A 24,277-nucleotide genomic window follows, 5' to 3' on the forward strand; every position below is an offset into this window, starting at 1 on the left:
GGAAGTGTGCGGCGCTAGGCGGCGGGGTGCGTCCGAGCAGCGAATGCGGCGGCGGTTGCCACGAAGCCGGTGAAGAGCTGCGCCTCTGCGGCGACCTCGTCCGGCGCGGTCAGTTTCTCGGGGTGCCACTGCACCCCGAGAAACGGCCAGGCGTCAGACGTCGACTCGGCGGCCTCGGCAATGCCGTCTGCGGCGCGGGCGCTGACCACCAGACCATCCGCAACCGCGTCGATTGCCTGGTGGTGGATCGTGTTCACCTCGCGCGACGCCGTGCCGTACACGGCGGCGAGGGCGCTCCCCGCGGCGAAGGCAACCTCGTGACGGTCCCCAAGGAACGCCTCGGGAGTGTCCTGCGCGGGGTGCACCGCTGTGCGCGGAATGTCTTCGATGAGTGTGCCGCCGAGCACCACGTTCGTCAGCTGCAGGCCGCGACAGATGCCAAGGACTGGCAGCTCTCGCTCCTGAGCACCGAGCAGCAGGGCCCGCTCGAACGCGTCTCGCTCGGGATCGGTGTCCGCGGCCTCCACCGCGCTCGGCTCGAGGCCGCGCAGCTCGCGGGTGAGGTCCTGACCACCGGACAGCAGGAGGCCGTCGATGCGCGACAGGAGTGCGGGCACGTGCTCATCCGCCACGGGAGCGAGCAGCAGCGGGACGCCGCCGGCCGCGGCGACGCGCGCCGCGTACTCGGTTCCGAGGGTGAAGAGATCCGTGCGCTCGCCGAGGTAGGTCGGAAGGGTACGGCGCCACACCGTGATGCCGATGATCGGGGCGCGCTCAGCTGCGAGTGCTGCCTGATCCCGGCTGGAGAGGGAGTGCGAAGAAGTGGGCATTGTTGACCAATCGTTGACTGAGAGCATCTCATCACGATTGGCCGAGAATTGCAAATTATGAATTTACAATGTCGAAGTTTTCACTCTGTTGGAAATTGATTGGCAGACTATTCAAGTGGTGAGGCTGAGCGGCCCGCGACGCACGGGGGCAAGAACCAGCGAGAGATCACCGATCTGGGCACCCTCGAACTCTCGGAGAACACCAGCAAGGAACTCGAGCAGCGCTTCTTCGCCCCGCGCCAGCACGTCCACCATCAGCTGGTACTCACCGGACACCGCCGAGCAGAAGCGCACCTCCCCCGAGGCGGCGAGCCGCCGGCCCACATCGTCCACCCGCCCGGGCGGCACGCGCAGCCAGACCATTGCCTCCACGCGCAGCCCGAACACCCCGGGAAGCACTTCGGCGCGCACGCGCAGCGTGCCGGTGGCAATGAGCTGTTCCACCCGGCGGCGCACGACTCCGGTTTTCGCGTCCAGCCGCTCCGCGAGGCGCGTGGCCGGCATACGGCCATCCTCGGCGAGCAGCGCGATCAGCCGCTCGTCCTGCTCCGTGAGGTCGGCCACGGGTTCGGCGTCCTCCTGCAGCGCGGCGAGCGTCTCCGCCTCCGCCTGCGCACGCACCTCGGGCGAGATCGTATTCGTCATCATCCAGTCATAGCCGGAGCGGTAGGGGCGGAGTACGGTCATCGCCTCAGAATCCAGCACACCGGGTATCGCGGGGAGTTCGTCGAGGAGCACATCGGCCACCCGTTCCGGTTCGGAGAGGATGAGCAGCGCGACCACCTGCCGTGCCCCCTCAAGCACCGAGACGGAGGAGGCATCAGCGCGCCCCGCGATCGCCGCCGCGACCGTTCGCGCGGCGCCCGCCGCGGTGCGCACACGCACCACCACCGAGCGCGCCTGGTACACGGTGGTCGCATCGAGATAGGTGGAGACCTTAATCACCCCGAGGTCGATGAGTCGCTGGCCCCGGCGCGCCACCGTGCGCTCGGGCAGCTCCAGGAGTCGCGCGACCGCGCCCCAAGATGCGCGACCAGAGATTTGCAGCACCGCCGCGATCTGGCGATCAGTCTCGTCCCAGGAATCTGGCAGCGGCGTCATTGGGCTCCTTGGCGCTTGGCGGGGCCATCGCCGCCCCGTTCGCCCACCACATTAGCGGGCGGGCGGCGGGCCCGGCGGGCGCCGTGCCCGTCGCTACGGTCTCCGCCTGCCCGCGCGAAGCGTCTCGACCGACAGCACAATCAGCGCGCCCCACACCACCGCGAAGCCGATCCAGCGCGCGACCGGAATGTGCTCGCCGAGGATCAACCAGCCCACCAGGAACATGATGCTGGGCGCAAGATACTGCGCGAAGCCGAGCGCCGTGAGCGAGATCCTGCGCGCGCTCGCGGCGAACAGGAGCAGCGGCACCGCGGTCGCGATCCCCGCTCCGGAGAGAATCCACACTTCCGCGGGCGGAGCGCTCAGCGCGTCGAGTCCGCGCGTGGCGCCGAGCACTGCGAGCACGATCAGCGCGATCGGCGTGAGCACGAGAGTTTCGACGAAGAGCCCCGGCAGCGCGGCAACACGGCCGCCCACATCTTTCTTCACAAATCCGTAGTAGCCGAAGGACAGCGCGAGCACGAGCGCCACCCACGGGAAGGTGCCGTACCCCACCGCGATGATGACAAACGCGACCACCGTGGCGCCAAGCGCGATCCACTGCACGCGGCCCAGCCGCTCGCCAAGCAGCAGCACGGCCAACAGGATCGTGACCACCGGGTTGATGAAGTACCCGAGCGACGCATCAAGCACGTGTCCTGACGTTGACGCCAGCACATACGTCTGCCAGTTCACGTAGATCACCGCTCCGGCGAGGGCGAGCCGCCCGAGGAGTCGGCCGTCGCGCAGCACGCGTCCCACCTCTCCCCACTGGCGAAGCACGGTGATGAGGATCGCGCAGAACACGAGCGTGAGCAAGATCCGCCACGCGACGATCTCGAACGCGTTGATGCCCACCAGCAGCACGAAGTAGAGCGGCAGGAAACCCCAGAGGGTGTAGGCGGCGAGGGCAGCGAGGAGTCCGCGCTGGGACTCTCCGCGAGGAGCAACTACGGGCACGGGGTTCCTGTCGAGTGAAGCGCAAACAATAAAACCGGGGCCGACGCGAAACGCGTCGGCCCCGGAGTGCAGAACGAAAAGCGCTTAGCGCGTAACGACTGCGAGGATATCGCGTGCCGAGAGCACGAGGTAATCGTCGCCCGACACCTTGACCTCGGTGCCGCCGAACTTCGAGTAGATCACCACGTCGCCCACGGCGACGTCGAGGGGGATGCGGGTGCCGCTGTCAGACACGCGGCCGGGGCCGACTGCAACGACCTCGCCCTCCTGGGGCTTCTCCTTGGCGCTGTCAGGGATCACGAGACCGGAGGCGGTGGTCTGCTCAGCCTCGACCTGCTTGATAACGATGCGATCCTCGAGCGGCTTGATGGCAACCGACACAGTTGACCTCTTTCCAGTGTGCGAAAGTTCTCGCGCCCGCCCGATGCGAGCGCGTCTGCCATCGAGTCTAGGACGCACATTGGCACTCCTGCAAGGGGAGTGCCAACTGTGCGGATCGCTCCAAGCGAACGCACACAGCACGGGGTGGGGTGATTCACGGCTCGACCCCATGCGCCGTGCAGAAACGCGGCGGTAGAATGGTGGGAAGAACAGGGCGAGGGGACCACGGCACGGATCCCAAGCCTCGACACGCGTCCCGAGGAGAACCGATGTCTACCCCCAACACCCCTGAGCCCCACGCCGCACAGCCGAACGCCGCACAGCCGACGGCAGCGCAGCCGACCGCGGCTCAGCCGACCGTCCCGCTGCAGCCCGGTGTTCCCGCGTACGCCGCGCAGGCCCCGGTTGGCCAGCCCGCATACCCGGCGGCGGGCCAGCCCGTCTACCGCGCGGCGGCTCCCGCTCCCGCCCAGGCTCCGCGCGGCACCACGCTCGCGCAGACCAACACGTATGCCGTACTCGCGATCCTGCTCGCGTTCATGGCGCCGATTGCGGGTGTGGTGTTTGGCCACATGAGCCTCAGCCAGATCAAGCGCACGGGCGACGCGGGCCGCGGGCTCGCCATCACCGGCCTCGTGATCGGGTACGCCGCGATCGTGTTCCTCGTCCTGTTCTTCGTGCTTTACATCGGTTTCATTGCGTTCGCGATCGCCGCGGTGGGCGGCGACTACGCCGGCTACTCCGGGTACAGCTACTAGGGATTCACCGTGAGCCAGAACCTTCCCGCAGGGGATCCCGAGCAGGTGCCGCAGCAGCCGCAGGCGCCGCAGTACGCTCCGCCGCAGTACGCCGCTCCGCAGTACGTGGCGCCGCAGCAGTACACGGCCGCGCAGGCCGACCACACGCAGCAGCCCGCGTACCAGGCCGCTGAACAGCCGTACGCGGTGCCCTACTACGTTCCCGTCGCCGCCGCTGCGCCGCCCACGAACACGCTCGCGATCCTCGCGCTGATCTCTGCCTTCGTGGCGCCATTCGTTGTCCCGGTGGTGCTCGGCCATCTGAGCATGAACCAGATTCGTCGTACCGGCGAGGGCGGCCGCGGGCTCGCCGTCACCGCGCTCGTGCTGGGGTACATCCAGGTTGCGTTCTGGGCGATTCTCATCGCGTTCATCGTCTGGGTCGGGGTCATCGCTGCCGCCGGCTCGAGTATGTAGTCAGTGCCTGGCCCGCTCTCCCCCGCCGCAGCATCAACGGTGCCTCCCGGCTGGGACTTCCTGTTCACTACCGCAGGTGTCGACGCCCTGGGACGCGCTGTGGGTGCCCTCGCCGCGGGAGTGGATGCCGCTCGGCTCAACACGCAGCTCCGCAAAGACGGGCTCGCCGCCGAGCACACGGCCGCGGTACTCACGCAGGCACAACTGCGATTGAAGGCGCAGGCGAAGCTCGGCGAGCTGGCGCTGTCGCTGCTCTTTACCCCCGCGGGCCTCGAACAAGCGACGCGTCGTGCCGTTGCGGCCCGGCATGCCGCGCGCTTCCGGGACGCCGGGTGCACGCGGGTGGCTGATCTCGGCTGCGGCATCGGCACCGAGTCAATGGCGCTCATCAGCGCGGGCATTTCGCCGCTCGCCGTCGAGCTCGATCCGTTCACTGCGCGTATCGCGGAGCACAATCTTGGGATCGCGGCAGCGCATTTCAGGCTCCCCGCGCCGCAGGTTCGCGTCGGTGATGCGGAACAGCTCGGGGCAGCAGACGCCGACGGCGTCTTCCTCGACCCGGCGCGGCGCACGGCCGGGCATTCGGATACCCGCCGCGTCGCTTCTCCCGACGATTACTCCCCCAGTCTGAGCTTCGCGTTCGGTCTTGCCGAGCGGCTCCCCACTGGCATCAAGCTCGGACCAGGCCTCGACCGCGAACTCATCCCGGATACCGCGGAGGCGCAGTGGGTCTCGGTCGATGGGCAACTCGTTGAAACGGGGCTCTGGTTCGGCCCACTCGCGCGTCCGAACGCGCTCCGCTCCGCGCTGGTCATCCGCGGAGAACGCGCCCACGAGCTTGCCGCACCCGCGGACACGCTCGACGCGGAGGTTCGCCCGCTCGGCACGTACCTCTACGAGCCCGATGGCGCGGTGATCCGTGCCCGGTTGATCGGCATGCTGGCACGCCAACTCGGCGCCGGGATGCTGAGCCCCGGGATCGCATACCTGACGGCGGACCGGCTCGCCCCCACCCCGTTTGCCCAGGCGTTCCGCGTGGTCGCGGAGCTGCCCGTCCGCGAGAAGGAATTGCGGAAGGCTCTGGCCGAGCGCGGTATCGGCACGCTGGAGATCAAAAAGCGCGGGGCAGATGTGGATCCAGCGGCGCTGCGCACCCGGCTCAAGCTTCGCGGGCCGAATCGTGGCACGCTCATCCTCACCCGTGCAGACGGGGCCCATGTCGCGATCCTTGCGGAGCGCTGCGAACCGTAACCGCCAATGGCCGCGCAGGGAAACTCAGCGAGACTGGGCTCACACCTGATACCAGGTGCGCCGAGCGTGTGGCTCGATGCAGTGCTCGACGCGCGAGGCCTCGGCAGCATCGACGGGCACGAGCGCGGCAAGCGCGCGAGCGATGGACAGATGGTAGTGAACATCTTCGCGCGCGACTATCGCGACACGACTCGCGCCGAGTGACGAGTGGGAGGTGCGCGTCGAGCGCCGTTTAGGCAAGCTCCCCGGAGCGTTCAGCCTCTGACCCCGCGGGAGAAAAACACAAAACGGGCCCGGGGAATCGCCCCGGGCCCGTTGCGTGCGCGGGAGACTACTCCTGCGTCTGGCTCTGCTCTTCGAGCTCCTGCAACTGCTGCTCGAGCTGCTGCTGGAAGTCGGGATCGTTAGCGATCTGCGAGAAGCCCGCAAGAAGGATGATCCAGACGATGATGCCGACGATGATCGCCAGCGCGCCGGTGATGAGGCCGGTGATGGCCATCGCCTTCGACTGCTTCTTCACGAGCGCGACGATGCTGAGCACGATGCCCACGACGCCGAGCAGCGGGCCGAAACCGGGCAGGAAGAACAGCACGACCGAAAGCACGAGGCCCACGATGCCGAGCACCATGCCCGCGATTGCGAGACCCTTCGACTGGGGCTGCGCGTAGCCGCCCTGCGTGTAGCCCTGCGGTGCGGCCTGCGGGTAGCCCTGGGGCGCGCTCGCCTGACCGTACGCCGGTGCTCCCTGCGGGGGCACGGGCGGCGCCTGTGGCGGGACCGGTGCGCCCTGCTCGGGCGCCGCGGGTGCCTGGGGCGGGGTGGTGGGTGCCTGGGGCGGCACGGGCGGCTGGGTGGGGTCGTTGCCGGGCAGGTTCTCAGACATGGTGCTCCTTCAGTCGGTGATCGCGGCGGCATGCCGCCGGTTTCCGTACTCTCAGCCTAGACTCAGGGAACGCAAAAACAACGTTTTCGAACGAAAAAGCGAAATTTCCTGCGCAAATTGCGCCTACGCCACCTGAATCTGCTGCACTGGGAGCGTGGAGTCGGCGCCAAAATCGAGCCCCGAGGGGGCGTGACCTGCGGCGACGAGCTGCGCGCCCAGCGAGGCGATCATCGCCCCGTTGTCGGTGCAGAGCGAGAGCGGCGGCACGCGCAGCTCGATCCCGGCCGCTGCCGTGCGTTCGGCAGCAAGCTCACGAATGCGCGCGTTTGCGACCACTCCGCCACCGAGCAGCAGCCGCGGCACCCCGAGATCCTGGCATGCCGCAACGGCCTTGGTCAACAGCACGTCCGCGACCGCCTCACGGAAGCTCGCTGCGACGTCGCCCACGGGAACGGGCTCGCCCGTCGCCTCGTGCTTCTCTACCCAGCGCGCCACCGAGGTTTTGAGCCCGGAGAAGGAAAAGTCGTAGCGGTGCTTCGCCATGTCTTTCGGCAGCGACAGCCCTCGGGGGAAGCGGATCGCCTCTGGGTTGCCTTCCGCGGCGACCCGGTCGATGTGGGGGCCACCTGGGTAGGGCAGCCCGAGGAGACGCGCGACTTTGTCAAATGCCTCACCTGCGGCGTCGTCGATGGTCTCACCGAGCAACTCGACATCGCCCACGAGGTCACGCACAAGGAGCAACGAGGTGTGTCCGCCGGACACGAGCAGGGCAATCGTAGGGAGCTCGAACTCCCCCACCGTGCCGACTACCGGGCGCAGTCCCTCGCCCTGCAGCAGGTCAGCCCCGACGTGGCCGACCAGGTGGTTCACGGCGTAGAGGGGCTTGCCGAGCGATACGGCAAGCGCCTTCGCGGCCGCGACGCCCACCATCAGTGCGCCCGCGAGCCCGGGCCCGCTCGTCACCGCGATCGCGTCGAGCTCCTCGAGCCGCACCCCAGCAGTCTCGAGCGCGCGCTCGATCGTGGGGCTCATCGCCTCGAGGTGGGCGCGGGCCGCAACCTCGGGTACCACACCGCCGAAGCGCGCGTGCTCGTCCATCGACGATGCAATCTCGTTGGCAAGCAGCGTCCGACCGCGAACGATCCCGACGCCGGTCTCATCGCAGCTCGTCTCGATGCCGAGGACGAGGGGTTCGCGGGCGCTCATCGTGTTTCCTTCAGTTCGTGCCGCATGACGATCGCATCGACGCCATCCGGCTGGTAATAACGGGGCCGTACACCGATCTCGGCGAAGCCCAGGGAAGCATACAAACCGCGCGCCACGGGGTTGTCGGCGCGCACCTCGAGGAACACCTCGCGGGCGCCGGCTTCGGCAGCGACCCGGAGCAGGGTGTCCATAAGCCGTCGCCCCTGCCCCGTGCCACGCACCTCGGGCGACACCGCGATCGTCTGCACGTCCGCTTCGGTGCCGACGACCAGCAGCCCGGCGTAGCCGAGAATCGTCGAGCTGTCGGCGGCGGTGAGCACGAAATAGTGGCGCAGCTCCCCCGTGAGCTCGTCGTGCAGCATCGAGCGGCTCCACGCGTCGTTCGCGAACAAGCTCGACTCAAGCGCGAAGATCGCATCGACGTCGGCCGCAGTCGCGGGGCGCAGCGCCGGTGCCGCGGCCGCCTCGGTGTCGGGCTCGCTCACGTGCTCACTCGCTTCGGCGCTCCCGGCTGGGCCACATCGGGAGCGCGGAGGTAGCGCGCCTGCGTATCCGTGAACTCCTGCCCGGCGGCGAGGCGACGCGCAGCGATCCCGATCAGCGGGGCACCAGGGATTCGTTCGGGCCACACTTCGTTGGCGACGGGAACGTAGTCAGCGCGCGCGCACAGCCCGGGGCCGGCGGTGCGGACGGGAACGCCCGCCCAGTCGAGCCCGGAATACTCGGTGACGAAGAGCTCGCGTCGCCGCGCATCCTGCACGACGCGCACGCCCGCGGTCGCCCCGCGCTCGAGCTCGGCGAGCGCCACGGCCTCGTGCCCCTCAACCGGCAGCAGGGGCACGCCGCGGCCAAGCGCAAATGCCTGCGCCGCCGCGATGCCCACGCGCAGCCCGGTGAACGGCCCGGGCCCCACGCCCGCGACGACCCCGGTGACGCGCGCAGGTGCAACACCGCTCTCCTCGAAGACGTCGAGCAGCAGAGTGCCAATCGCTTCCGCGTGGCCCCGCGCGTTCTCGCTCTCGGCGCTCCACACGCGTCCGCCAGCGCCGAGCGCAACGGTCGTGCCGATGGCGGTATCGATCGCGAGCAATACGTGCGAGCCGAGCTCCGGCACGTCAGTGAGAATCACAGTGTCTCCTCGGCCCAGCGCGGGCCAGTCCAGGTGATGGTGACGGTGCGCGCCTCCACGGGCGCCTCCGACCAGTCCGTTTCTATCTCGTCGTCCGCCCCGCGCGGACGCTCAATCACCGCTTCCACCCACGACTCGCGGGTGTCCACAAAACCGGCGCCCCACTCCGCCACCACGACGGAACCCTCGAAATCGAGGTCGAGGTCGTCGAGCTCGTCCGCGTCGGCCAGGCGGTAAGCGTCGACGTGTACAAGCGGCGCGCCGCCGACAAGCGAGGGGTGCGTTCGTGCGAGCACAAAGGTCGGGCTCTGCACGGATCCTCGCACCTCGAGCCCCTCGCCGATGCCGCGAGTGAGGGTCGTCTTCCCCGCGCCGAGCGGGCCGGTGAGGATGAGTAGGTCGCCCGCGCGCAGCACGCGTCCGAGCCGCAGCCCGAGCTCGTGCATTGCATCGGGGTCGGCCACGTGATGGATCGTCGTGCGGGATGCGCCCAGCGTCATGCGCGCGCCTCTGCGTCCGCCGCCGGGTTACGGTCTGGTCCGTCAATGGGCACGCGGATCACGCGCGGCCCGATGCTCGCGATGATCTCGTAGTTGATCGTGCGCATGAGGCCCGACCAGATCTCCACCGGCGGAAACCCCTGCTCGGGATCGCCAAAGAGCACCACCGGATCGCCGAGGCTCAGACGCCCGGCGAGTGGGCCAACGTCGATAATGAACTGGTCCATGCCGATGCGGCCAACGATGGGGCGTGGCTCGCCCGCAACCGTAACCCAGGCACCCGAGCCGTTGAGCGCGCGCGGCATCCCGTCGGCGTAGCCCATGGGCACGAGCGCCAGCGTGGTCGCCGCCTCGCACACATGGTTGAAGCCATACGAGACCCCGGTGCCCGCGGGCACGCCGCGCAGCGCAATGATCTCGGAGCGCAGCGTCATTGCGGGGATGAGGCCCAACTGCGCCGAGGTCTTGTCGGCAAAGGGGCTGAGCCCGTAGGCGGTGACCCCCACGCGCACGGCGTTGTAATGGAGGTGCGGAGACGAGAACGTCGCAGCGCTCGCGGCGAGGTGCCGCAGCTCGGGATCAATTCCGGCCTGCCGCAACAGCTCGATTGCCTCGTCGAAGCGTGTGGCCTGCGCGCGGTCGGCTTCGTCCCCGGCGTTCGCGAGGTGGCTGAAGATACCGCGCACACGCACGAGGCCTTCGGCTTCGAGCTCGGCCGCGCGGGCGAAGATCACGGGCCAGTCGTCGGGGCACGAGCCATTGCGGCTAAGCCCCGTATCGACCTTCAGCTGCGCGACAGCTTGGGATCCGCGCTCGGCCGCTGCTGCGCCGAGCCGTTCGAGCTGCTCAAGGGTGCTGACACCGATCTCGATCCCAGCGTCGACGGCCTCCCCGAAGTCGGCGCGCACGCCATGCAGCCAGCACAAGAGTGGGCCGGTCACGCCGGCGTCACGCAGCGCGAGCGCTTCCTCGAGGTCCGCGGTCGCGACGATGGTCGCACCCGCCGCAAAGGCAGCGTTGGCGGTGATCGCGGCCCCGTGACCGTAGCCTCCGGCCTTCACCACCACGATGACGGCCCCGCCGGTCAGCTCGCGCACCCGTCGTACGTTGTGCCGAATGGCGGGAAGCGAGATTTCAGCGACTCGCATGGATCCGGATCTCATGTCTCCTGCTTCCCCTCGGTGCGTTCAACGACCACGAACGCGGTGGCCACTCCCCCATCGTGGGTGAGCGAGACGTGGCTGCGGTCCGCGCCGCGACGGCTTAGCGCTGCCGCGAGCCCGGGCGTCGCGGCGAAGACCGGCGCACGCTCGGGGCCGCGACGAATCTCGAGATCCTGCCAGCTCACACCGTCAGACCCCCCGAGCGCCTTGATGAGCGCCTCCTTCGCGGCGAATCGCGCCGCAAGCGACGGGGTCGACAGCTCACGCTCGGCCTCGGTAAAGAGGCGTGCGCGCAGCGCCGGCGTGCGCTCAAGCTGTCGCTCGAAGCGCGCGATGTCGACGGTGTCGACCCCGATGCCAATAATCACTCGACCGTGACCGACTTCGCGAGGTTGCGGGGCTGATCAACATCGAGCCCCTTCGCGGTGGAGAGCTCGAGCGCGAACCACTGCAGCGGAACCACCTGCAGGATCGGGTCGAACAGCGCGTCCGAGAGCGGGATCCGTACGACGTCGTCCGCGAAGGGCAGCACCGCGGTATCGCCGGTCTCCACGATCGCGATCACGCGGGCGCCGCGGGCGCGGATTTCCTGGATGTTCGACACCACCTTCGCGTGCATGAGCGGCGAGGTGCGGGGGCTCGGCACGAGCACGAACACGGGCTGGCCGTGGTCGATCAGCGCGATCGGGCCGTGCTTCAGCTCGCCCGCCGCGAAGCCCTCGGCGTGGATGTAGGCGATCTCCTTCAGCTTCAGCGCGCCCTCGAGCGCGGCGGGGTAGCCCACGTGGCGGCCGAGGAAGAGCACCGAGCGGGTGTCCGCCATCCAGTGCGCGAGCTGCGCGATCTGCTCGTGGGTCGCGACGGCCTCTGCCATCTTCTCGGGCAGTGCCTCGAACTGGCGCACGGCTTCCGCTTCGTCCTCAGCCGACAGCGTGCCACGCACCTTTCCCAGGTGCAGGCCGATCAGGTACAGCGCCGTGATCTGCGCAACAAACGCCTTCGTCGAGGCCACCGCGACCTCGGGGCCGGCGTGCGTGTAGACCGCAGCATCAGACTCGCGCGGGATCGTGGCCGACTGCGTGTTGCACACCGACACGGTGGTGACGCCGCGCTCGATTGCGTACTTCACAGCCATGAGCGTGTCCATGGTCTCGCCCGATTGGCTCACGGAGATGACCATCGTGCGCTCACTGAGCACGGGATCCCGGTAGCGGAACTCGTGGCTGAGCTGCACCTCAACGGGGATGCGGGCCCACTGCTCAATCGCGTAGGCGCCGATCATGCCGGCGTACGATGCGGTACCGCAGGCGATGATGACAATCCGGTCGACGTTCTGCAGGCGCTCAGCGCCGAGCTCGGTGAGCTCCGGCACCTCGACATGCCCGTCGACGATGCGGCCGCGAATGGTGTTGGCGATCGCCTCGGGCTGCTCGTTGATCTCCTTCGCCATGAAGGACGACCAGCCACCCTTGTCGGCCGCCTCAGCATCCCACTGCACCTCGTACTCTTCGAACTCCACCTCGGTGCCGTCGAAGTCGGTGATGCGCACACCCTCGGGCGTGATCACGGCGATGTTGTCCTCGTCGACCGCCACGGCGCGACGGGTCGAGGAGACGAATGCCGCGACGTCCGAGCCGAGGAAGTTCTCACCGTCGCCGAGCCCAACGACGAGGGGCGAGTGGTGGCGGGCCGCCACAATCTTGCCTGGCTCGTCGCGATGGGTTGCGAGCAGGGTGAAGGTGCCGTGCAGGCGCTTCACGACCGCACGGAAGGCGGCTTCGAGGTCGCCTGTCGCGGCAACCTCGCGGCCGAGCAGGCCAGCGACCACCTCGGTGTCGGTCTCGCTGAGCAGCTCGATGCCGTCGGCGAGGAGCTCCTCGCGCAGCTCAGCGAAGTTCTCGACGATGCCGTTGTGAATGACCGCGAGCTTGCCCTCGTCACCGAGGTGGGGGTGAGCGTTCTCATCCGTCGGGCCGCCGTGGGTGGCCCAGCGGGTGTGCCCGATGCCCGTGTTGGACGCAGAGACCGGGCTGTCCGCGAGGAGCTCCTCGAGTCGCGCGAGCTTTCCCGAGCGCTTTCGGACGGTCAGACCCCCGTCGTCATCAACCACGGCGATCCCCGCCGAGTCGTAGCCGCGGTACTCCAAACGCCGCAGTCCGTTGATAAGAACGTCGACCGTATCATTTGGGCCGACATATCCGACGATTCCACACATGGCATCAGTTTAATGGCACGATGGGTGGATAATGGCCGAGATCCACTCACCCCAGCAGCCGCTTACACGTCCAATCCCCGTCATCGCCGACGTGGGTGGCGGGGGCACACACCCACAGGAGCCGAGTACGGACACTCAGGCGCTGGTTCGCCCGGAGTTCACTTCGCCCTTCATCGAGATTGGTCGCGACGAGTGGGCCCGCCTTGCGGGCGAGACCCCAATGCCGCTCACCGAGGCGGAGATCGCGGCGTTTCGGGGTCTTGGGGAGCCGCTCGACATGGCCGAGGTCTCCGAGGTATACCGACCGCTCAGCCGGCTCATCAATCAGTACGCGATCGCTGCGCGCGAAATGCATCAGCGCACGCGCGGTTTTCTGCAGCGCAATGGCGAGCGTCCGAGCCCCTTCGTGATCGGCATCGCGGGCTCGGTCGCCGTGGGCAAGTCGACGGTGGCGCGAATTCTGCGCGACCTCCTCGCGCGCTGGCCGGAGACGCCGAACGTAGAGCTCGTCACGACCGATGGCTTCCTCTATCCGAACGCCGAGCTTGAGCGCCGCGGCATCGGCCACCGCAAGGGCTTCCCGGAGTCGTACGATCGTCGGGCGCTGCTGCGTTTCGTGTCGCAGGTGAAGGCCGGCGTTGCCGAGGTGCGGGTGCCGCACTACAGCCACCTGCTGTACGACATCGTGCCGGACGAGTACACGATGGTGCGTCAGCCCGACATCCTCATTGTCGAGGGCCTCAACGTGCTCCAGCCCGCGTCGATGGAACACCCCCTCGCGGTGAGCGATCTGTTCGACTTCTCGGTGTACGTCGACGCACGCACCTCTGACATCCATCAGTGGTATCGCAACCGTTTCCTCCGGCTCCGCGAGGCCGCGTTCTCGAACCCGAACTCGCATTTCCGCCGCTTTGCGGGCATCGATGACGAGGTCGCGTCGGCGCTCGCCGATGAGTACTGGAACAACATCAACGAGCCGAATCTCATTGAGAACATTCGGCCAACCCGCGCGCGAGCCACCCTCATGCTCCGCAAGGAAGCCAACCACCGGGTGCAGAAGGTGCTGCTCCGCAAGCTATAGGCGCGACGAGTCGGTTCCTTCGGGGGATGCGTTGCGCGTGCGGCGTGCCCCCGCGAGTACGGCAACGCCCAGCACCGCACACAGCGGGCGGTACCAGCGGTCATCGAGCGCGAGGAATCGCTTCCCCGCTGACGGCATTCCGAGCAGCGCGAGTGCGACGTCGCCGCCGAGGGCTGCGCGGCCGAGCAGCGCGACACCGACCAGGCGTCGCCCGCGCACAACGGCGGTGCTCTCGCCGAACGCGCCGGCGGTCGTCACCGCTGCGACGCCCGCAATACCTGCAACGGCCGCAGTGGCGCGCCGATCAGGCAGCGCGTTGCGGTTCCCCACGACGGCTTCGGCGAGCTCCTGACGGTTGCGTGCTGGCCAGGTTGAGCCGCTCGCCCATGCCGCGTGCAGCGCGGCGACCGCACCGAGACCCACACCGCTGACCAGTCGCGAAACACTCCGAAAAGCACTCATGCCCCCACCGTACTCCTCGCGGAGACGATGGGGGCATGAGCGGCGGGGATCCCGATCAGATTGAGTGCTCGGGCCCGTGCGCACTAAACAGCGAGGCGCTCCTTAACGATGGCCGCGAGGTCATCGGCGAGCTTCTGCGCCTGGTCCTCGTGCTGAGCTTCGACCATCACGCGAACGACGGGCTCGGTTCCCGAGGGGCGTAGGAGCACCCGACCCTGGCCTCCCAGCGCGAGCTCGGCCTGGTGCACCGCCTGCTGCAGAACGGCATCGCCGGCAACGCCGGCGCGATCGACACCGCGCACGTTCACGAGTACCTGCGGGTACACGCGCATGCACGTCGCGAGCTCGGCGAGCGTCTTGCCGGTGCGCTTCAGCTCCGCGGCGATGTGGAGCCCCGTGAGGATGCCGTCGCCGGTGGTTGCGTAGTCACTCATAATGACGTGACCCGACTGCTCGCCGCCAAGCGAGTAGCCGTGCGCATTGATCGCCTCGAGCACGTAGCGGTCGCCCACTCCCGTCTCGACCACGTCGATGCCGTTGTCGGCCATCGCGAGCTTGAGGCCGAGGTTCGACATGACGGTCGCGACGAGCGTGTTCTGCTCAAGCTTGCCGCGTGCCGACATCGAGAGCGCAAGAATCGCCATGATCCGATCGCCGTCAACGACGTTTCCGTCTGCGTCCACCGCGAGGCAGCGGTCCGCGTCGCCGTCGTGCGCGATGCCGAGATCGGCGCCGTGCTCGGTGACTGCCGCAATCAGCGGTTCAAGGTGTGTGGAGCCCACACCGTCATTGATGTTGAAGCCATCGGGATCGTTGCCGATCACCGTGACCTTTGCGCCCGCGTCGGTGAACACGTCGGGCGAAATTCCCGCCGCGGCGCCGTGTGCGCAATCGAGCACAACGTGCAGGCCCTCAAGGCTCAGCCCCTCGAGGGTGCCCAGCAGGTGCACGAGGTAGCGGTCCTCCGCGTCGGCAAAGCGCTGAATGCGCCCCACCTCACGGCCGGTCACCGCGATGCTCGGGCGCTCGAGCGCCGCTTCGATCTCGTCCTCGATGTCGTCGGCGAGCTTACGCCCGCCCTCGGCGAAGAACTTGATTCCGTTGTCTGCAGCCGGGTTGTGCGAAGCCGACACCATCACGCCGAAGTCGGCGCCCGTGTCTGCGACGAGGTACGCGGCGGCCGGGGTCGGAATCACGCCGGCGTCGAGCACGTCGACACCGGCCGAGGCCAGCCCGGCCGCAACCGCGGCCGAGATGAACTCTCCCGAAACCCGGGGATCGCGGGCAATGACCGCGATAGCACGACGGCTCTCGCTCCGGGCAGAACGCCCGAGAACGAGAGCCGCAGCGTCCGCGAGGTTCAGGGCCAGCTCGGCGGTCACATCGACCCCGGCCAGACCCCGAACCCCGTCGGTGCCAAAAAGGCGTCCCATCGGAAAAGGATTCCGACTTAGCGCTTCGAGTACTGAGGCGCCTTGCGGGCCTTCTTGAGACCAGCCTTCTTGCGCTCCTTGATACGAGCGTCGCGGCTCAGGAAGCCAGCCTTCTTGAGGGTGGGACGGTTGTGCTCAGCGTCGATCTCGTTGAGCGCACGAGCGATCGCGAGGCGCAGCGCACCGGCCTGGCCCGAGGGGCCGCCGCCGACGATGCGAGCGATCACGTCGTACGAGCCACCGAGCTCGAGCACGGTGAAGGGATCCGTGATGAGCTGCTGGTGCAGCTTGTTCGGGAAGTACTCGGCAAGCTCGCGACCGTTGACGGTCATCGTGCCCGAGCCGGGGATGAGGCGCACGCGAGCGATGGCCTGCTTGCGACGACCAACAGCTGCACCGGGGACGGTGAGTGCCGGGCGGGGCGCCGTGGTGGTGGCCTGCGAGGCCGGGGTCTCGGTGGTGTAGCTCTCGGTGGCCACGGTCTGCTCTTCAGTCACTGTGAAGTCTCTCTCTGAATGTCTCGTTGGGGCGCAGTTACTGCGCGACCTGGCCGAAGGTGTACGGGGTGGGCTGCTGAGCAGCGTGCGGGTGCTCTGCACCCTTGTAGACCTTGAGCTTGCGGAACAGGTCTGCACCGAGGGAGTTCTTCGGCAGCATGCCGCGGATCGCCTTCTCAACGGCGCGCTCGGGGTTCTTCTCGAGCAGCTCGGTGTAGCTCATCGAGCGGAGGCCGCCCGGGTAACCCGAGTGGCGGTAGGCCTTCTTGTTCGCTGCCTTGTTGCCCGTGAGGACCACCTTGTCAGCGTTCACAACGATGACGTAGTCGCCCATGTCCATGTGGGGAGCGAACGTCGTCTTGTGCTTGCCGCGAAGCAGGGCTGCGGCGTGCGATGCCAGACGGCCGAGCACCACGTCTGTTGCGTCGATGACGATCCAGTCGTGCTTCTGCTCAGCGGCCTTCGGCGAATAAGTGCGAGTCACTATCGTGCTGCTTTCTGTCGAATTGGAGGTGTTTCGTGAATCCCACTCCGCTGCCCGGTCCCCGGAGGGTGCCAGAGCGATGGAGGGCTCAACAAATCGGATGCTTACGCACCAAGGATCAACTTTAGCACACGCGGGGTTCATCCACTGCCGGGCCGGGAGCCGCTCCCCGCCAAGCAGAGAGCTACTCGCCGCCGAGGGGGTCGCGCCGGGCGCGGGTTTGCTCGGCGCGCGCTGCAAGGTCGGCGTCCGCCGGGTACGCGATCTCTTCAAGGGACAGCCCGTGCGCCGGCATCACCGTGAAGCGGCTGCTGCGTGCCCGGGCATCGCGAAGTGCCGCGAGTTCTTCCTCGGAGATGCGTCCGCTCCCCACCGCCACCACGGCACCAACAATTGCGCGCACCATCGAGTGGCAGAAGGCATCTGCCTCGATGCGGGCGGCGTACGCGCCGTCATCGGTGCGTCGCCACTCGAAGCAGAGCAGATCCCGCACCGCGGTGGCGCCCTCCCGCGCCTTGCAGAACGTGGTGAAATCATTGAGGCCGAGCAGCTCATCCGCGGCGCGCTGCATCACCTCGAGATCGAGCGTGTGGGCAAGCTCTGCGGTGAAGCGCGCTGTGAGCGGGTCTCGGCGGGCGGCATCGTCGCGCAGGCGGTACTCGTAGCGGCGGCGCAGCGCGCCGAAGCGCGCATCGAAGGCGCCGGGCACGACGCGCACCGAGTGCACCGCGATATCGCTCGCCCCGCGCTTCAGCACACCATTCAGCTTCCGAGCACGCAGGCGCGCAAGCTCCGCCTCGCTGCGCTCTGACGCGGCCCGGCCACCCCACTTCTCGAGCTGTTCTGCGGTCACATCGAGGTGCGCCACCTGGCCGCGCGCGTGCACGCCAGCGTCGGTGCGCCCGCCAACCGTCAAGCGCGGCTCAGACACCCGAAGCAGCACTCCGAGCGCGCGCTCGAGTTCCCCCTGCACCGTGCGCAGGCCCGGCTGCGCCGCCCAGCCTGCAAAATCCGTCCCGTCGTACGCCAGGTCGAGGCGCACGCGCACGGTGGGGGTTTCTGGTTCGGTGCTCACCCCTCGATCCTGCCAGACCTGCGACGGGCCCGCGCCGCCCAGGCACGCGGCGTACACTGGACGGCATTGCCCGCGACGCCCAGCGCGCGGCCGAAAGCCTTCTTCTATGACCTCAGCACTGCCACGCACCCCAGCTCAGCCCGGCCGTTTCGGCGGGCTCGATGGCCTGCGCGCAATCGCCGTGGGGCTCGTGCTGATCTACCATTTCTTCCCGCACGCGCTGCCGGGGGGCTTCCTCGGTGTCGACATCTTCTTCGCGATCAGCGGCTTCCTCATCACCTCGCTGCTGCTGCGCGAGGTTGAGCTGCGCGGCGGTATTCGCCTCGGGGCGTTCTGGCGTCGCCGCGCACGCCGCCTCCTTCCCGCGCTCGGGCTCGTACTGCTTGTCTGTTCCTCGCTTGCACTCCTCATCGGCGGGGACGTTCTGGTGGGCCTCGGCCGGCAGATCGCTGGGACCGCATTCTTTGTGAGCAACTGGGTGTTCATCGCGAATGGCGCCGATTACTTCGCGCGCGATACCCCCGAGCTCTTCCGCAACACCTGGTCGCTTTCCATCGAGGAGCAGTTCTACATCCTGCTCCCTCTGCTCGTCATCGCGCTGCTGCGCCTCCGCGGCCGCAGCAGCCGCGCGGTGCTGCTCACCCTGCTCGGGATCGCCTCCGCCGCGCTCATGGTGATGCTGTCCCAGCAGGGAGCCGATCCCACTCGGATTTACTTCGGTTCAGACACCCACACCTTCGGTCTGTTCTGGGGTGCTGCGCTCGCCACACTTGTGCACCCGCGCCGAGGTGCGGAGTCGCCCGCGCCGCTCCGTCGCAGCCAACAGGTGCTGCTCGGCGCACTCGCACTCTCAGCGCTCGGAGTGATCGCGTGGCTCGCCTGCACGCTTCCCGAGGGCAGTCCGCAGAGCTTCGAGGGCGGCTTCCAACTCGCGATCATCGCGGCTCTGGCGCTCGTGTGGGCGGTGACGCGCAACGGCGCCGCGATTGGACGCGCCCTCGATGTGGCCCCGCTCCGCTGGGTCGGTGAGCGCTCGTACGGCATCTATCTATGGCATTGGCCCCTGCTCATCATCGTGACGGCGGCGCTGGGCGCTGCTGGTAATCCCTGGAGTATCGCGCTCATTGCGGGGGGCGCGACGGTCGTCGCAGCCGCCCTCTCCTACCGCTTTGTTGAACAGCCGGTGCGTCGTTTCGGGCTGCGCCGTTCACTGCGTCTCGCGTTCCGCCCGTCTGCGTACACACCCAAACAGCGCGGTGTCACGATCGCGCTGGGCGCGGTCCTCCTGTTGACGCTGCCCGCCACCGCACTCGCCATCGCGCGTGCGCCCGAGCAGACCTCCGCTGCCGCGGCGATTGCCCGCGGGCAGGAGGCGGCGGATGCCTCTGCGCAGAACTCCGCCGACGAAGCAGATCGCAAGGACTCGCCGAGCGACGGCGCGAAGGATTCAGAGGCGCCGACGGACAGCACGGACCAGAAGGACCCCAAGGGCCAGAAGGGCCCCAAGCTCCCTCCGGGCCCGCTCGTGCCGCGTGGGGACAGCATCAGCGCGCTGGGTGACTCGGTGATGCTCGCAAGCCTTCCAGAGCTCGAGACCGCGCTCCCCGGCATCGAGATTGACGCCGCAGTGTCGCGCGGCATGGGCGTGGGCGTCGAGCTGGCAGACGAGTGGGCGGCGAGCGGCCGCCTGCGCCCGTTCCTCGTGGTCGGCCTCGGTACGAACGGTCCTGTTGCTCCCGAGGATCTCGACGCCATCTACCGCACGGCCGGTGACAGGCCGATCGTACTCGTCAACGCGCACGCAGACCGCGACTGGATCCCCGGAGTGAACGAAGAGCTGACACGCTTCGCTCGGGATCACCGGGGCGTCGTGGTGGCCGACTGGACCGGCGCAGTGACCGGAGTGCCTGACGCGCTCGCCGGCGACGACATCCACCCGAACCCGAGCGGCGGCGAGATCTACGCAGACTCGGTCAAGCGGGCCCTCGAGGAATTGCAGTCCCCCGGTGAGGCGCGCGGCTTCGCGCTCCCCCGCCGCTAGGCGCTCCCGCTCGCTCCCCGCCCCGCGAATCGGGGTCACTTGGGCAGGGTGTCGCGAAGCCCGGCACAGCAACACCCTGCCCAAGTGACCCCGATTCGCCGAGAGCGCGGGGAGCCCAGGCCGGGAAACAGCAGAACGCCCCGCCGATCCGAAGATCGACGGGGCGTTCAGTGCGTGAGGCGAGAGTTACTCGGCCTTCTCCTCGGCGGGAGCCTCGGTTGCCTCGGCAGCCTCAGCGGCCTCCTCGACGACCTCGGTGGTCTCCTCGGCCGGAGCCTCGACGACCTTCTCAGCCTTGGGCTCAGCCTTGGCGGCCTTCACCTTGGGCTGCACCGGCTCGAGCACGAGCTCGATGACTGCCATGGGAGCGTTGTCGCCCTTGCGGTAGCCGGTCTTGATGATGCGGGTGTAGCCACCCTCGCGGTTCTCGACGAGCGGCGCGATCTCCGTGAAGAGCTCGTGAACAACCGACTTGTCGAGGATCTGACGCATCACGCGACGGCGTGCGTGCAGGTCACCACGCTTCGCGAACGTGACGAGGCGCTCGGCCACGGGCTGCAGGCGCTTTGCCTTGGTCTCCGTGGTCTGGATGCGCTTGTGCTCGAAGAGCTGCGCAGCCATCTGGTTGAGCATCAGGCGCTCGTGAGCGGGGCCGCCTCCGAGGCGGGGGCCCTTGTTGGGCTTCGGCATTGTTTACTCCAGTAAGTTTACGATCGGGTCGAGGTCGACGGATCGTGAATTAGTTGTTGTCGTCTTCGTAGCTGTAGAACTGCGCACCGTCGAAGCCGGGCACGGCGTCCTTCAGCGACAGTCCCATCTCGGTGAGCTTGTCGCGCACCTCGAAGACGGACTTCTGGCCGAAGTTCCGGATGTTCATCAGCTGAGCCTCGGAGAGCGCAACGAGCTCGCTCACCGTGTTGATGCCCTCACGCTTGAGGCAGTTGTAGCTGCGCACCGACAGGTCGAGGTCCTCGATCGGGATCGAGAGCTCGCCCTCCGTGACCACCTCAACCGGCGCGGGGCCGATCTCGACGCCCTCGGCAGCGGTGTTGAGCTCGCGCGCAAGCCCGAAGAGCTCGACCAGGGTCGAACCAGCCGACGCGATCGCGTCGCGGGGGCTGATGGCGGGCTTCGTCTCAACGTCAACGACGAGACGATCGAAGTCGGTGCGCTCACCGGCACGCGTGGCTTCCACGCGGTAGGTGACCTTGAGCACCGGCGAGTAGATCGAATCAACGGGGATCCGGCCAACCTCGGCGTCTTCGTTGCGGTTCTGAGCGGCCGAAACGTAGCCACGGCCACGCTCGATCGTCAGCTCGAGCTCAAACTGCGCCGAGTCGCTGAGCGTCGCGATGACGAGCTCAGGGTTGTGCACCTCAACACCAGCGGGTGCGGAGATGTCGGCAGCGGTGACCTCGCCTGCGCCGGTCTTGCGCAGGTAGGCGGTGATGGGCTCATCGTGCTCGCTCGAGACGACAAGGTCCTTGATGTTGAGGATGATCTCAGTAACGTCCTCGGTCACGCCCGCAATGGTCGTGAACTCGTGGGCAACGCCCTCGAAGCGGACGCTCGTAACTGCGGCGCCGGGGATCGACGACAGCAGCGTGCGACGCAGCGAGTTGCCGAGCGTGTAGCCGAAGCCAGGCTCAAGCGGTTCGATTGCGAAGCGCGAACGGTACTCGGAGATCGACTCCTCGGTCAGAGTGGGTCGCTGTGCAATGAGCAAGGTGTGTGGTCCTTTCGCTGGAGTCCGCTATATGACTCATGCGGTATCGGGAATGAGGTGTGTCCTCTGTGCACCCGAGACCCGGAAAACCAGGTCTCGGCGCCTTCCCGGCGAGGCGGGGAACCCACCGCGCCGGGAAGTAGCGCAAGCTCCTTAAACGCGACGGCGCTTCGGGGGGCGGCAGCCGTTGTGCGTCTGCGGGGTGACGTCGTTGATCGACCCCACCTCGAGGCCGGCAGCCTGCAGCGAGCGGATTGCGGTCTCGCGGCCCGAGCCGGGACCCTTCACGAAGACGTCAACCTTCTTCATGCCGTGCTCCTGCGCCTTGCGGGCAGCAGACTCAGCAGCGAGCTGAGCGGCGAAGGGCGTCGACTTGCGCGAGCCCTTGAAGCCCACGCCGCCGGAGGAAGCCCAGCTGATCACGGCACCGGTGGTGTCGGTGATCGAAACGATCGTGTTGTTGAACGTCGACTTGATGTGGGCCTGGCCCACGACCACGTTCTTCTTGTCCTTGCGACGCGGCTTGCGAGCCGCCGTCTTTGGTGCAGCCATTGAGTATTCTCCTGAAAAGCTTTATGTGATGGTCGAGAGGACCGGCTATTACTTCTTCTTGCCGGCGACGGTGCGCTTCGGGCCCTTGCGGGTACGAGCGTTCGTCTTGGTGCGCTGACCATGCACGGGCAGGCCCTTGCGGTGACGGAGGCCCTGGTAGCTTCCGATCTCAACCTTGCGGCGGATATCGGCGGCGACCTCACGGCGGAGGTCACCCTCAACCTTGAAGTTGCCCTCAATGTAGTCACGGAGCGCGACGAGCTGATCGTCGGTGAGGTCCTTGACGCGGATGTTGCCATCGATGCCGGTGTCGGCGAGCGTCTTCAGCGCGGAAGTGCGCCCAACGCCGTAGATGTAGGTGAGTGCAATCTCAACGCGCTTGTCGCGTGGGATATCGACTCCTGCGAGACGTGCCATGTGTGGCTCTCCTTGCGGTAGTGGAGGTATTTCGCGCATCGGGGGTTCGGGCCTCCACCCCGAGGTGTCCCCCGGCCACTCAGTAGCCGGGTTCTTCGATGCGCTGGATCAGATATTCAGTTGTGTGCTCTGCGAGACCGCCGAGCGACAGGGACTTAGCCCTGGCGCTGCTTGTGACGGGGGTTGCTCTTGCAGATCACCATGACGCGGCCGTGGCGGCGGATGACCTTGCAGTGATCGCAGATCGGCTTGACGCTGGGATTAACCTTCATGATGTTTCCTTCGCGGAGTTCGCTGTCCTCGTACAGCCGGGATGCCGGCTGCCGTTACTTTCCAGCAGCCCCTACTTGTAGCGGTAGACGATGCGGCCGCGGGTCAGATCGTAGGGCGTCAGCTCCACAATCACGCGGTCCCCGGGGAGAATGCGGATGTAGTGCTGGCGCATCTTGCCCGAGATGTGGGCGAGAACCTTGTGTCCGTTGGTCAGCTCGACGCGGAACATCGCGTTCGGCAGAGCCTCGACAACCTGTCCCTCGATCTCGATGACGCCGTCTTTTTTCGCCATAGCCTCACTATCGCTTGCGTAGGATGTACTGGTCTTGCGAATGCCAAGCGCCCGCTTTCGCGAACACGAAAACAGGCGCAAAGCACCAAATGTCAAGAGTACTCGCCGATCGGGCGTTTGTAAAGTTGCGGAAACAGTTCCGCCCCGCGGCGCGCAAACTGCGCGGACACGGGGCGGAGCGAGCGGGCGAAGCCCAGAGCCAGCGGCTCGGACGGCCCGATCCTTTTCTATGGAATCGGTACGGGCGTGATGCCGAGCGGCACAAGGCCGCTCGCCCCACCGTCGGCGGCGGTGAGCACCCAGATTCCGTCGGCGTGCACCGCAACCGAGTGCTCCCACTGGGCACTCATCGAGCCGTCGGCGATCGTGACGGTCCAGTCGTCGTCCTCAATATCGGTGTCAATGCCACCTGCGGAGATGATCGGTTCGATTGCCACGACGAGGCCAGGCTTCACCTCCGGCCCGCGCGGGCGGACCGGGACATTGAAGACCGGCGGATCCTCGTGCATGCTGCGTCCGATGCCGTGCCCGATGTAATCCTCGAGCACCCCAAAGTCGCTGTTCGCACGCACGTAGCTGGAGACGGCCTCTCCCACCTCGTTCAGGTGCTTCGCCGTCGCGAGCCGGGCGATACCGCGCCACATGGCCTGCTCCGTCACGTCACTGAGCTTCTGGTTCGCTGCCGTCAGCTCCGGACGAGCATGATCTGGCAGGGTCACCGTGATCGCGGTATCTGAGTGCCAACCATCAATCACTGCGCCAACATCGAGCGATGCGATGTCACCGGGCGCGAGTGGACGGTCACCAGGGATCGCGTGGACCACCTGATCATTCACGTTCGCGCAGATCGTGTGACGGTAGCCGGGCTCCAACATGAAGTTGGGCGCACCGCCTCGCGAACGAATCGCGTCTTCCGCGATCGCGTCAAGCTCCAGGGTGGTGATGCCCGGGCGCACGGCCTCCCGCATCGCCGCAATCGCGGCGGCGGCAGCGAGGCCAGGCTCAACCATCAACCGCAGTTGGGCCGGCGACTTGTAGATCGAGCGGCGCAACAATCCCCGACGAGCCACGA

General features: G+C 67.5%; 30 protein-coding genes. 6 read left to right on the top strand and 24 right to left on the bottom strand.

Annotated features, from left to right (window positions below; genetic code table 11):
- Positions 1–14: 14 nt before the first annotated feature.
- The 4 genes from ACR81A_RS11195 to groES all read right to left on the bottom strand — a co-directional run bounded on the left by ACR81A_RS11195 (position 15) and on the right by groES (position 3,311).
- Positions 15–830 carry a gamma-glutamyl-gamma-aminobutyrate hydrolase family protein gene (locus ACR81A_RS11195; RefSeq protein WP_440311855.1) on the bottom strand — a complete coding sequence of 272 codons (816 nt, stop codon included), beginning with the start codon at positions 828–830 and terminating at the stop codon, positions 15–17.
- 111 nt (positions 831–941) lie between these two features.
- Positions 942–1,931 (bottom strand): Lrp/AsnC family transcriptional regulator, encoded by a 990-nt coding sequence (locus ACR81A_RS11200; protein WP_202381032.1) that lies wholly within the window; start codon positions 1,929–1,931, stop codon positions 942–944.
- Positions 1,932–2,024: 93 nt separating this feature from the next.
- The gene (rarD, locus tag ACR81A_RS11205) at positions 2,025–2,930 is read right to left on the bottom strand and encodes an EamA family transporter RarD (protein WP_202381031.1); all 906 of its coding nucleotides are present in this window, start codon (positions 2,928–2,930) and stop codon (positions 2,025–2,027) included.
- An 84-nt stretch (positions 2,931–3,014) separates the two neighbouring features.
- Positions 3,015–3,311 (bottom strand): co-chaperone GroES, encoded by a 297-nt coding sequence (gene groES / locus ACR81A_RS11210; RefSeq protein WP_202381030.1) that lies wholly within the window; start codon positions 3,309–3,311, stop codon positions 3,015–3,017.
- 269 nt (positions 3,312–3,580) lie between these two features.
- On the opposite strand from groES, the gene ACR81A_RS11215 reads away from it, so the two are divergent.
- The 4 genes from ACR81A_RS11215 to ACR81A_RS11230 all read left to right on the top strand — a co-directional run bounded on the left by ACR81A_RS11215 (position 3,581) and on the right by ACR81A_RS11230 (position 5,980).
- Positions 3,581–4,069: a DUF4190 domain-containing protein gene (locus tag ACR81A_RS11215; RefSeq protein WP_440311856.1), complete on the top strand. Its 489-nt coding sequence runs from the start codon at positions 3,581–3,583 to the stop codon at positions 4,067–4,069.
- 9 nt (positions 4,070–4,078) lie between these two features.
- Positions 4,079–4,525, top strand: a complete 447-nt coding sequence (locus tag ACR81A_RS11220) for a DUF4190 domain-containing protein (protein ID WP_202381028.1) — start codon at positions 4,079–4,081, stop codon at positions 4,523–4,525.
- A gap of 3 nt (positions 4,526–4,528) precedes the next feature.
- Positions 4,529–5,776, top strand: coding sequence for a THUMP-like domain-containing protein (locus ACR81A_RS11225; protein WP_420029080.1), 1,248 nt, complete (start codon positions 4,529–4,531; stop codon positions 5,774–5,776).
- 66 nt (positions 5,777–5,842) lie between these two features.
- Positions 5,843–5,980, top strand: a complete 138-nt coding sequence (locus tag ACR81A_RS11230) for a hypothetical protein (RefSeq protein ID WP_440311857.1) — start codon at positions 5,843–5,845, stop codon at positions 5,978–5,980.
- 127 nt (positions 5,981–6,107) lie between these two features.
- Here ACR81A_RS11230 and ACR81A_RS11235 read toward each other — a convergent pair whose 3' ends face one another.
- From ACR81A_RS11235 to glmS, 8 genes are all read right to left on the bottom strand, one after another.
- Positions 6,108–6,659: a DUF4190 domain-containing protein gene (locus ACR81A_RS11235; protein WP_440311858.1), complete on the bottom strand. Its 552-nt coding sequence runs from the start codon at positions 6,657–6,659 to the stop codon at positions 6,108–6,110.
- Positions 6,660–6,782: 123 nt separating this feature from the next.
- Positions 6,783–7,865, bottom strand: coding sequence for a tRNA (adenosine(37)-N6)-threonylcarbamoyltransferase complex transferase subunit TsaD (gene tsaD, locus ACR81A_RS11240; RefSeq protein WP_202381025.1), 1,083 nt, complete (start codon positions 7,863–7,865; stop codon positions 6,783–6,785).
- Positions 7,862–8,350, bottom strand: a complete 489-nt coding sequence (gene rimI / locus ACR81A_RS11245) for a ribosomal protein S18-alanine N-acetyltransferase (RefSeq protein ID WP_202381024.1) — start codon at positions 8,348–8,350, stop codon at positions 7,862–7,864. Before rimI ends, tsaD begins: the two co-directional genes overlap by 4 nt.
- Positions 8,347–8,994: a tRNA (adenosine(37)-N6)-threonylcarbamoyltransferase complex dimerization subunit type 1 TsaB gene (gene tsaB, locus ACR81A_RS11250; RefSeq protein ID WP_440311859.1), complete on the bottom strand. Its 648-nt coding sequence runs from the start codon at positions 8,992–8,994 to the stop codon at positions 8,347–8,349. The genes rimI and tsaB overlap by 4 nt, the downstream gene beginning before the upstream one ends.
- Entirely contained in the window at positions 8,991–9,494 is a 504-nt protein-coding gene (gene tsaE / locus ACR81A_RS11255; RefSeq protein ID WP_440311860.1) for a tRNA (adenosine(37)-N6)-threonylcarbamoyltransferase complex ATPase subunit type 1 TsaE, read from the bottom strand. The genes tsaB and tsaE overlap by 4 nt, the downstream gene beginning before the upstream one ends.
- Positions 9,491–10,657, bottom strand: a complete 1,167-nt coding sequence (gene alr, locus ACR81A_RS11260) for an alanine racemase (protein ID WP_440311861.1) — start codon at positions 10,655–10,657, stop codon at positions 9,491–9,493. Before alr ends, tsaE begins: the two co-directional genes overlap by 4 nt.
- Complete coding sequence (locus ACR81A_RS11265) at positions 10,654–11,025, bottom strand: holo-ACP synthase (RefSeq protein WP_202381022.1); 372 nt, start codon at positions 11,023–11,025, stop codon at positions 10,654–10,656. Before ACR81A_RS11265 ends, alr begins: the two co-directional genes overlap by 4 nt.
- Positions 11,022–12,872 (bottom strand): glutamine--fructose-6-phosphate transaminase (isomerizing), encoded by a 1,851-nt coding sequence (glmS, locus tag ACR81A_RS11270; RefSeq protein ID WP_202381021.1) that lies wholly within the window; start codon positions 12,870–12,872, stop codon positions 11,022–11,024. Before glmS ends, ACR81A_RS11265 begins: the two co-directional genes overlap by 4 nt.
- Positions 12,873–12,903: 31 nt before the next feature.
- Between glmS and coaA the strand changes: the two genes are divergently transcribed.
- Entirely contained in the window at positions 12,904–13,953 is a 1,050-nt protein-coding gene (gene coaA, locus ACR81A_RS11275) for a type I pantothenate kinase (protein ID WP_202381020.1), read from the top strand.
- On the opposite strand, the gene ACR81A_RS11280 is transcribed toward coaA, so the two are convergent.
- The 5 genes from ACR81A_RS11280 to truA all read right to left on the bottom strand — a co-directional run bounded on the left by ACR81A_RS11280 (position 13,948) and on the right by truA (position 17,904).
- Positions 13,948–14,415 (bottom strand): DUF3995 domain-containing protein, encoded by a 468-nt coding sequence (locus ACR81A_RS11280; RefSeq protein WP_440311862.1) that lies wholly within the window; start codon positions 14,413–14,415, stop codon positions 13,948–13,950. The two genes, coaA and ACR81A_RS11280, sit on opposite strands and share 6 nt — an antisense overlap.
- A gap of 83 nt (positions 14,416–14,498) precedes the next feature.
- Entirely contained in the window at positions 14,499–15,848 is a 1,350-nt protein-coding gene (gene glmM / locus ACR81A_RS11285; protein ID WP_202381018.1) for a phosphoglucosamine mutase, read from the bottom strand.
- Between the two features lie 17 nt (positions 15,849–15,865).
- Positions 15,866–16,345, bottom strand: coding sequence for a 30S ribosomal protein S9 (gene rpsI / locus ACR81A_RS11290; protein ID WP_202381017.1), 480 nt, complete (start codon positions 16,343–16,345; stop codon positions 15,866–15,868).
- Positions 16,346–16,382: 37 nt separating this feature from the next.
- Positions 16,383–16,829: a 50S ribosomal protein L13 gene (gene rplM, locus ACR81A_RS11295; RefSeq protein ID WP_202381016.1), complete on the bottom strand. Its 447-nt coding sequence runs from the start codon at positions 16,827–16,829 to the stop codon at positions 16,383–16,385.
- A 184-nt stretch (positions 16,830–17,013) separates the two neighbouring features.
- Positions 17,014–17,904: a tRNA pseudouridine(38-40) synthase TruA gene (truA, locus tag ACR81A_RS11300; protein ID WP_440311863.1), complete on the bottom strand. Its 891-nt coding sequence runs from the start codon at positions 17,902–17,904 to the stop codon at positions 17,014–17,016.
- Between the two features lie 106 nt (positions 17,905–18,010).
- On the opposite strand from truA, the gene ACR81A_RS11305 reads away from it, so the two are divergent.
- Positions 18,011–19,945 (top strand): acyltransferase family protein, encoded by a 1,935-nt coding sequence (locus ACR81A_RS11305; protein WP_440311864.1) that lies wholly within the window; start codon positions 18,011–18,013, stop codon positions 19,943–19,945.
- Between the two features lie 186 nt (positions 19,946–20,131).
- Here ACR81A_RS11305 and rplQ read toward each other — a convergent pair whose 3' ends face one another.
- The 7 genes from rplQ to map all read right to left on the bottom strand — a co-directional run bounded on the left by rplQ (position 20,132) and on the right by map (position 24,275).
- Positions 20,132–20,635 carry a 50S ribosomal protein L17 gene (gene rplQ, locus ACR81A_RS11310; protein ID WP_202381014.1) on the bottom strand — a complete coding sequence of 168 codons (504 nt, stop codon included), beginning with the start codon at positions 20,633–20,635 and terminating at the stop codon, positions 20,132–20,134.
- Between the two features lie 49 nt (positions 20,636–20,684).
- Complete coding sequence (locus tag ACR81A_RS11315) at positions 20,685–21,671, bottom strand: DNA-directed RNA polymerase subunit alpha (RefSeq protein WP_025133725.1); 987 nt, start codon at positions 21,669–21,671, stop codon at positions 20,685–20,687.
- A 153-nt stretch (positions 21,672–21,824) separates the two neighbouring features.
- On the bottom strand, positions 21,825–22,223 hold the full coding sequence (rpsK, locus tag ACR81A_RS11320) for a 30S ribosomal protein S11 (RefSeq protein WP_025133724.1): 399 nt from the start codon (positions 22,221–22,223) through the stop codon (positions 21,825–21,827).
- A gap of 48 nt (positions 22,224–22,271) precedes the next feature.
- Positions 22,272–22,640: a 30S ribosomal protein S13 gene (gene rpsM / locus ACR81A_RS11325; RefSeq protein WP_017885302.1), complete on the bottom strand. Its 369-nt coding sequence runs from the start codon at positions 22,638–22,640 to the stop codon at positions 22,272–22,274.
- 155 nt (positions 22,641–22,795) lie between these two features.
- Positions 22,796–22,912: a 50S ribosomal protein L36 gene (gene rpmJ / locus ACR81A_RS11330; RefSeq protein ID WP_005050492.1), complete on the bottom strand. Its 117-nt coding sequence runs from the start codon at positions 22,910–22,912 to the stop codon at positions 22,796–22,798.
- Positions 22,913–22,983: 71 nt separating this feature from the next.
- Positions 22,984–23,205: a translation initiation factor IF-1 gene (gene infA / locus ACR81A_RS11335; protein WP_025133723.1), complete on the bottom strand. Its 222-nt coding sequence runs from the start codon at positions 23,203–23,205 to the stop codon at positions 22,984–22,986.
- Between the two features lie 227 nt (positions 23,206–23,432).
- Complete coding sequence (gene map / locus ACR81A_RS11340; RefSeq protein ID WP_202381013.1) at positions 23,433–24,275, bottom strand: type I methionyl aminopeptidase; 843 nt, start codon at positions 24,273–24,275, stop codon at positions 23,433–23,435.
- Between the last annotated feature and the right edge of the window lie 2 nt (positions 24,276–24,277).

Origin of the sequence: Leucobacter chromiireducens (genome assembly GCF_051993095.1) — a bacterium.
Taxonomy (GTDB): domain Bacteria; phylum Actinomycetota; class Actinomycetes; order Actinomycetales; family Microbacteriaceae; genus Leucobacter; species Leucobacter chromiireducens.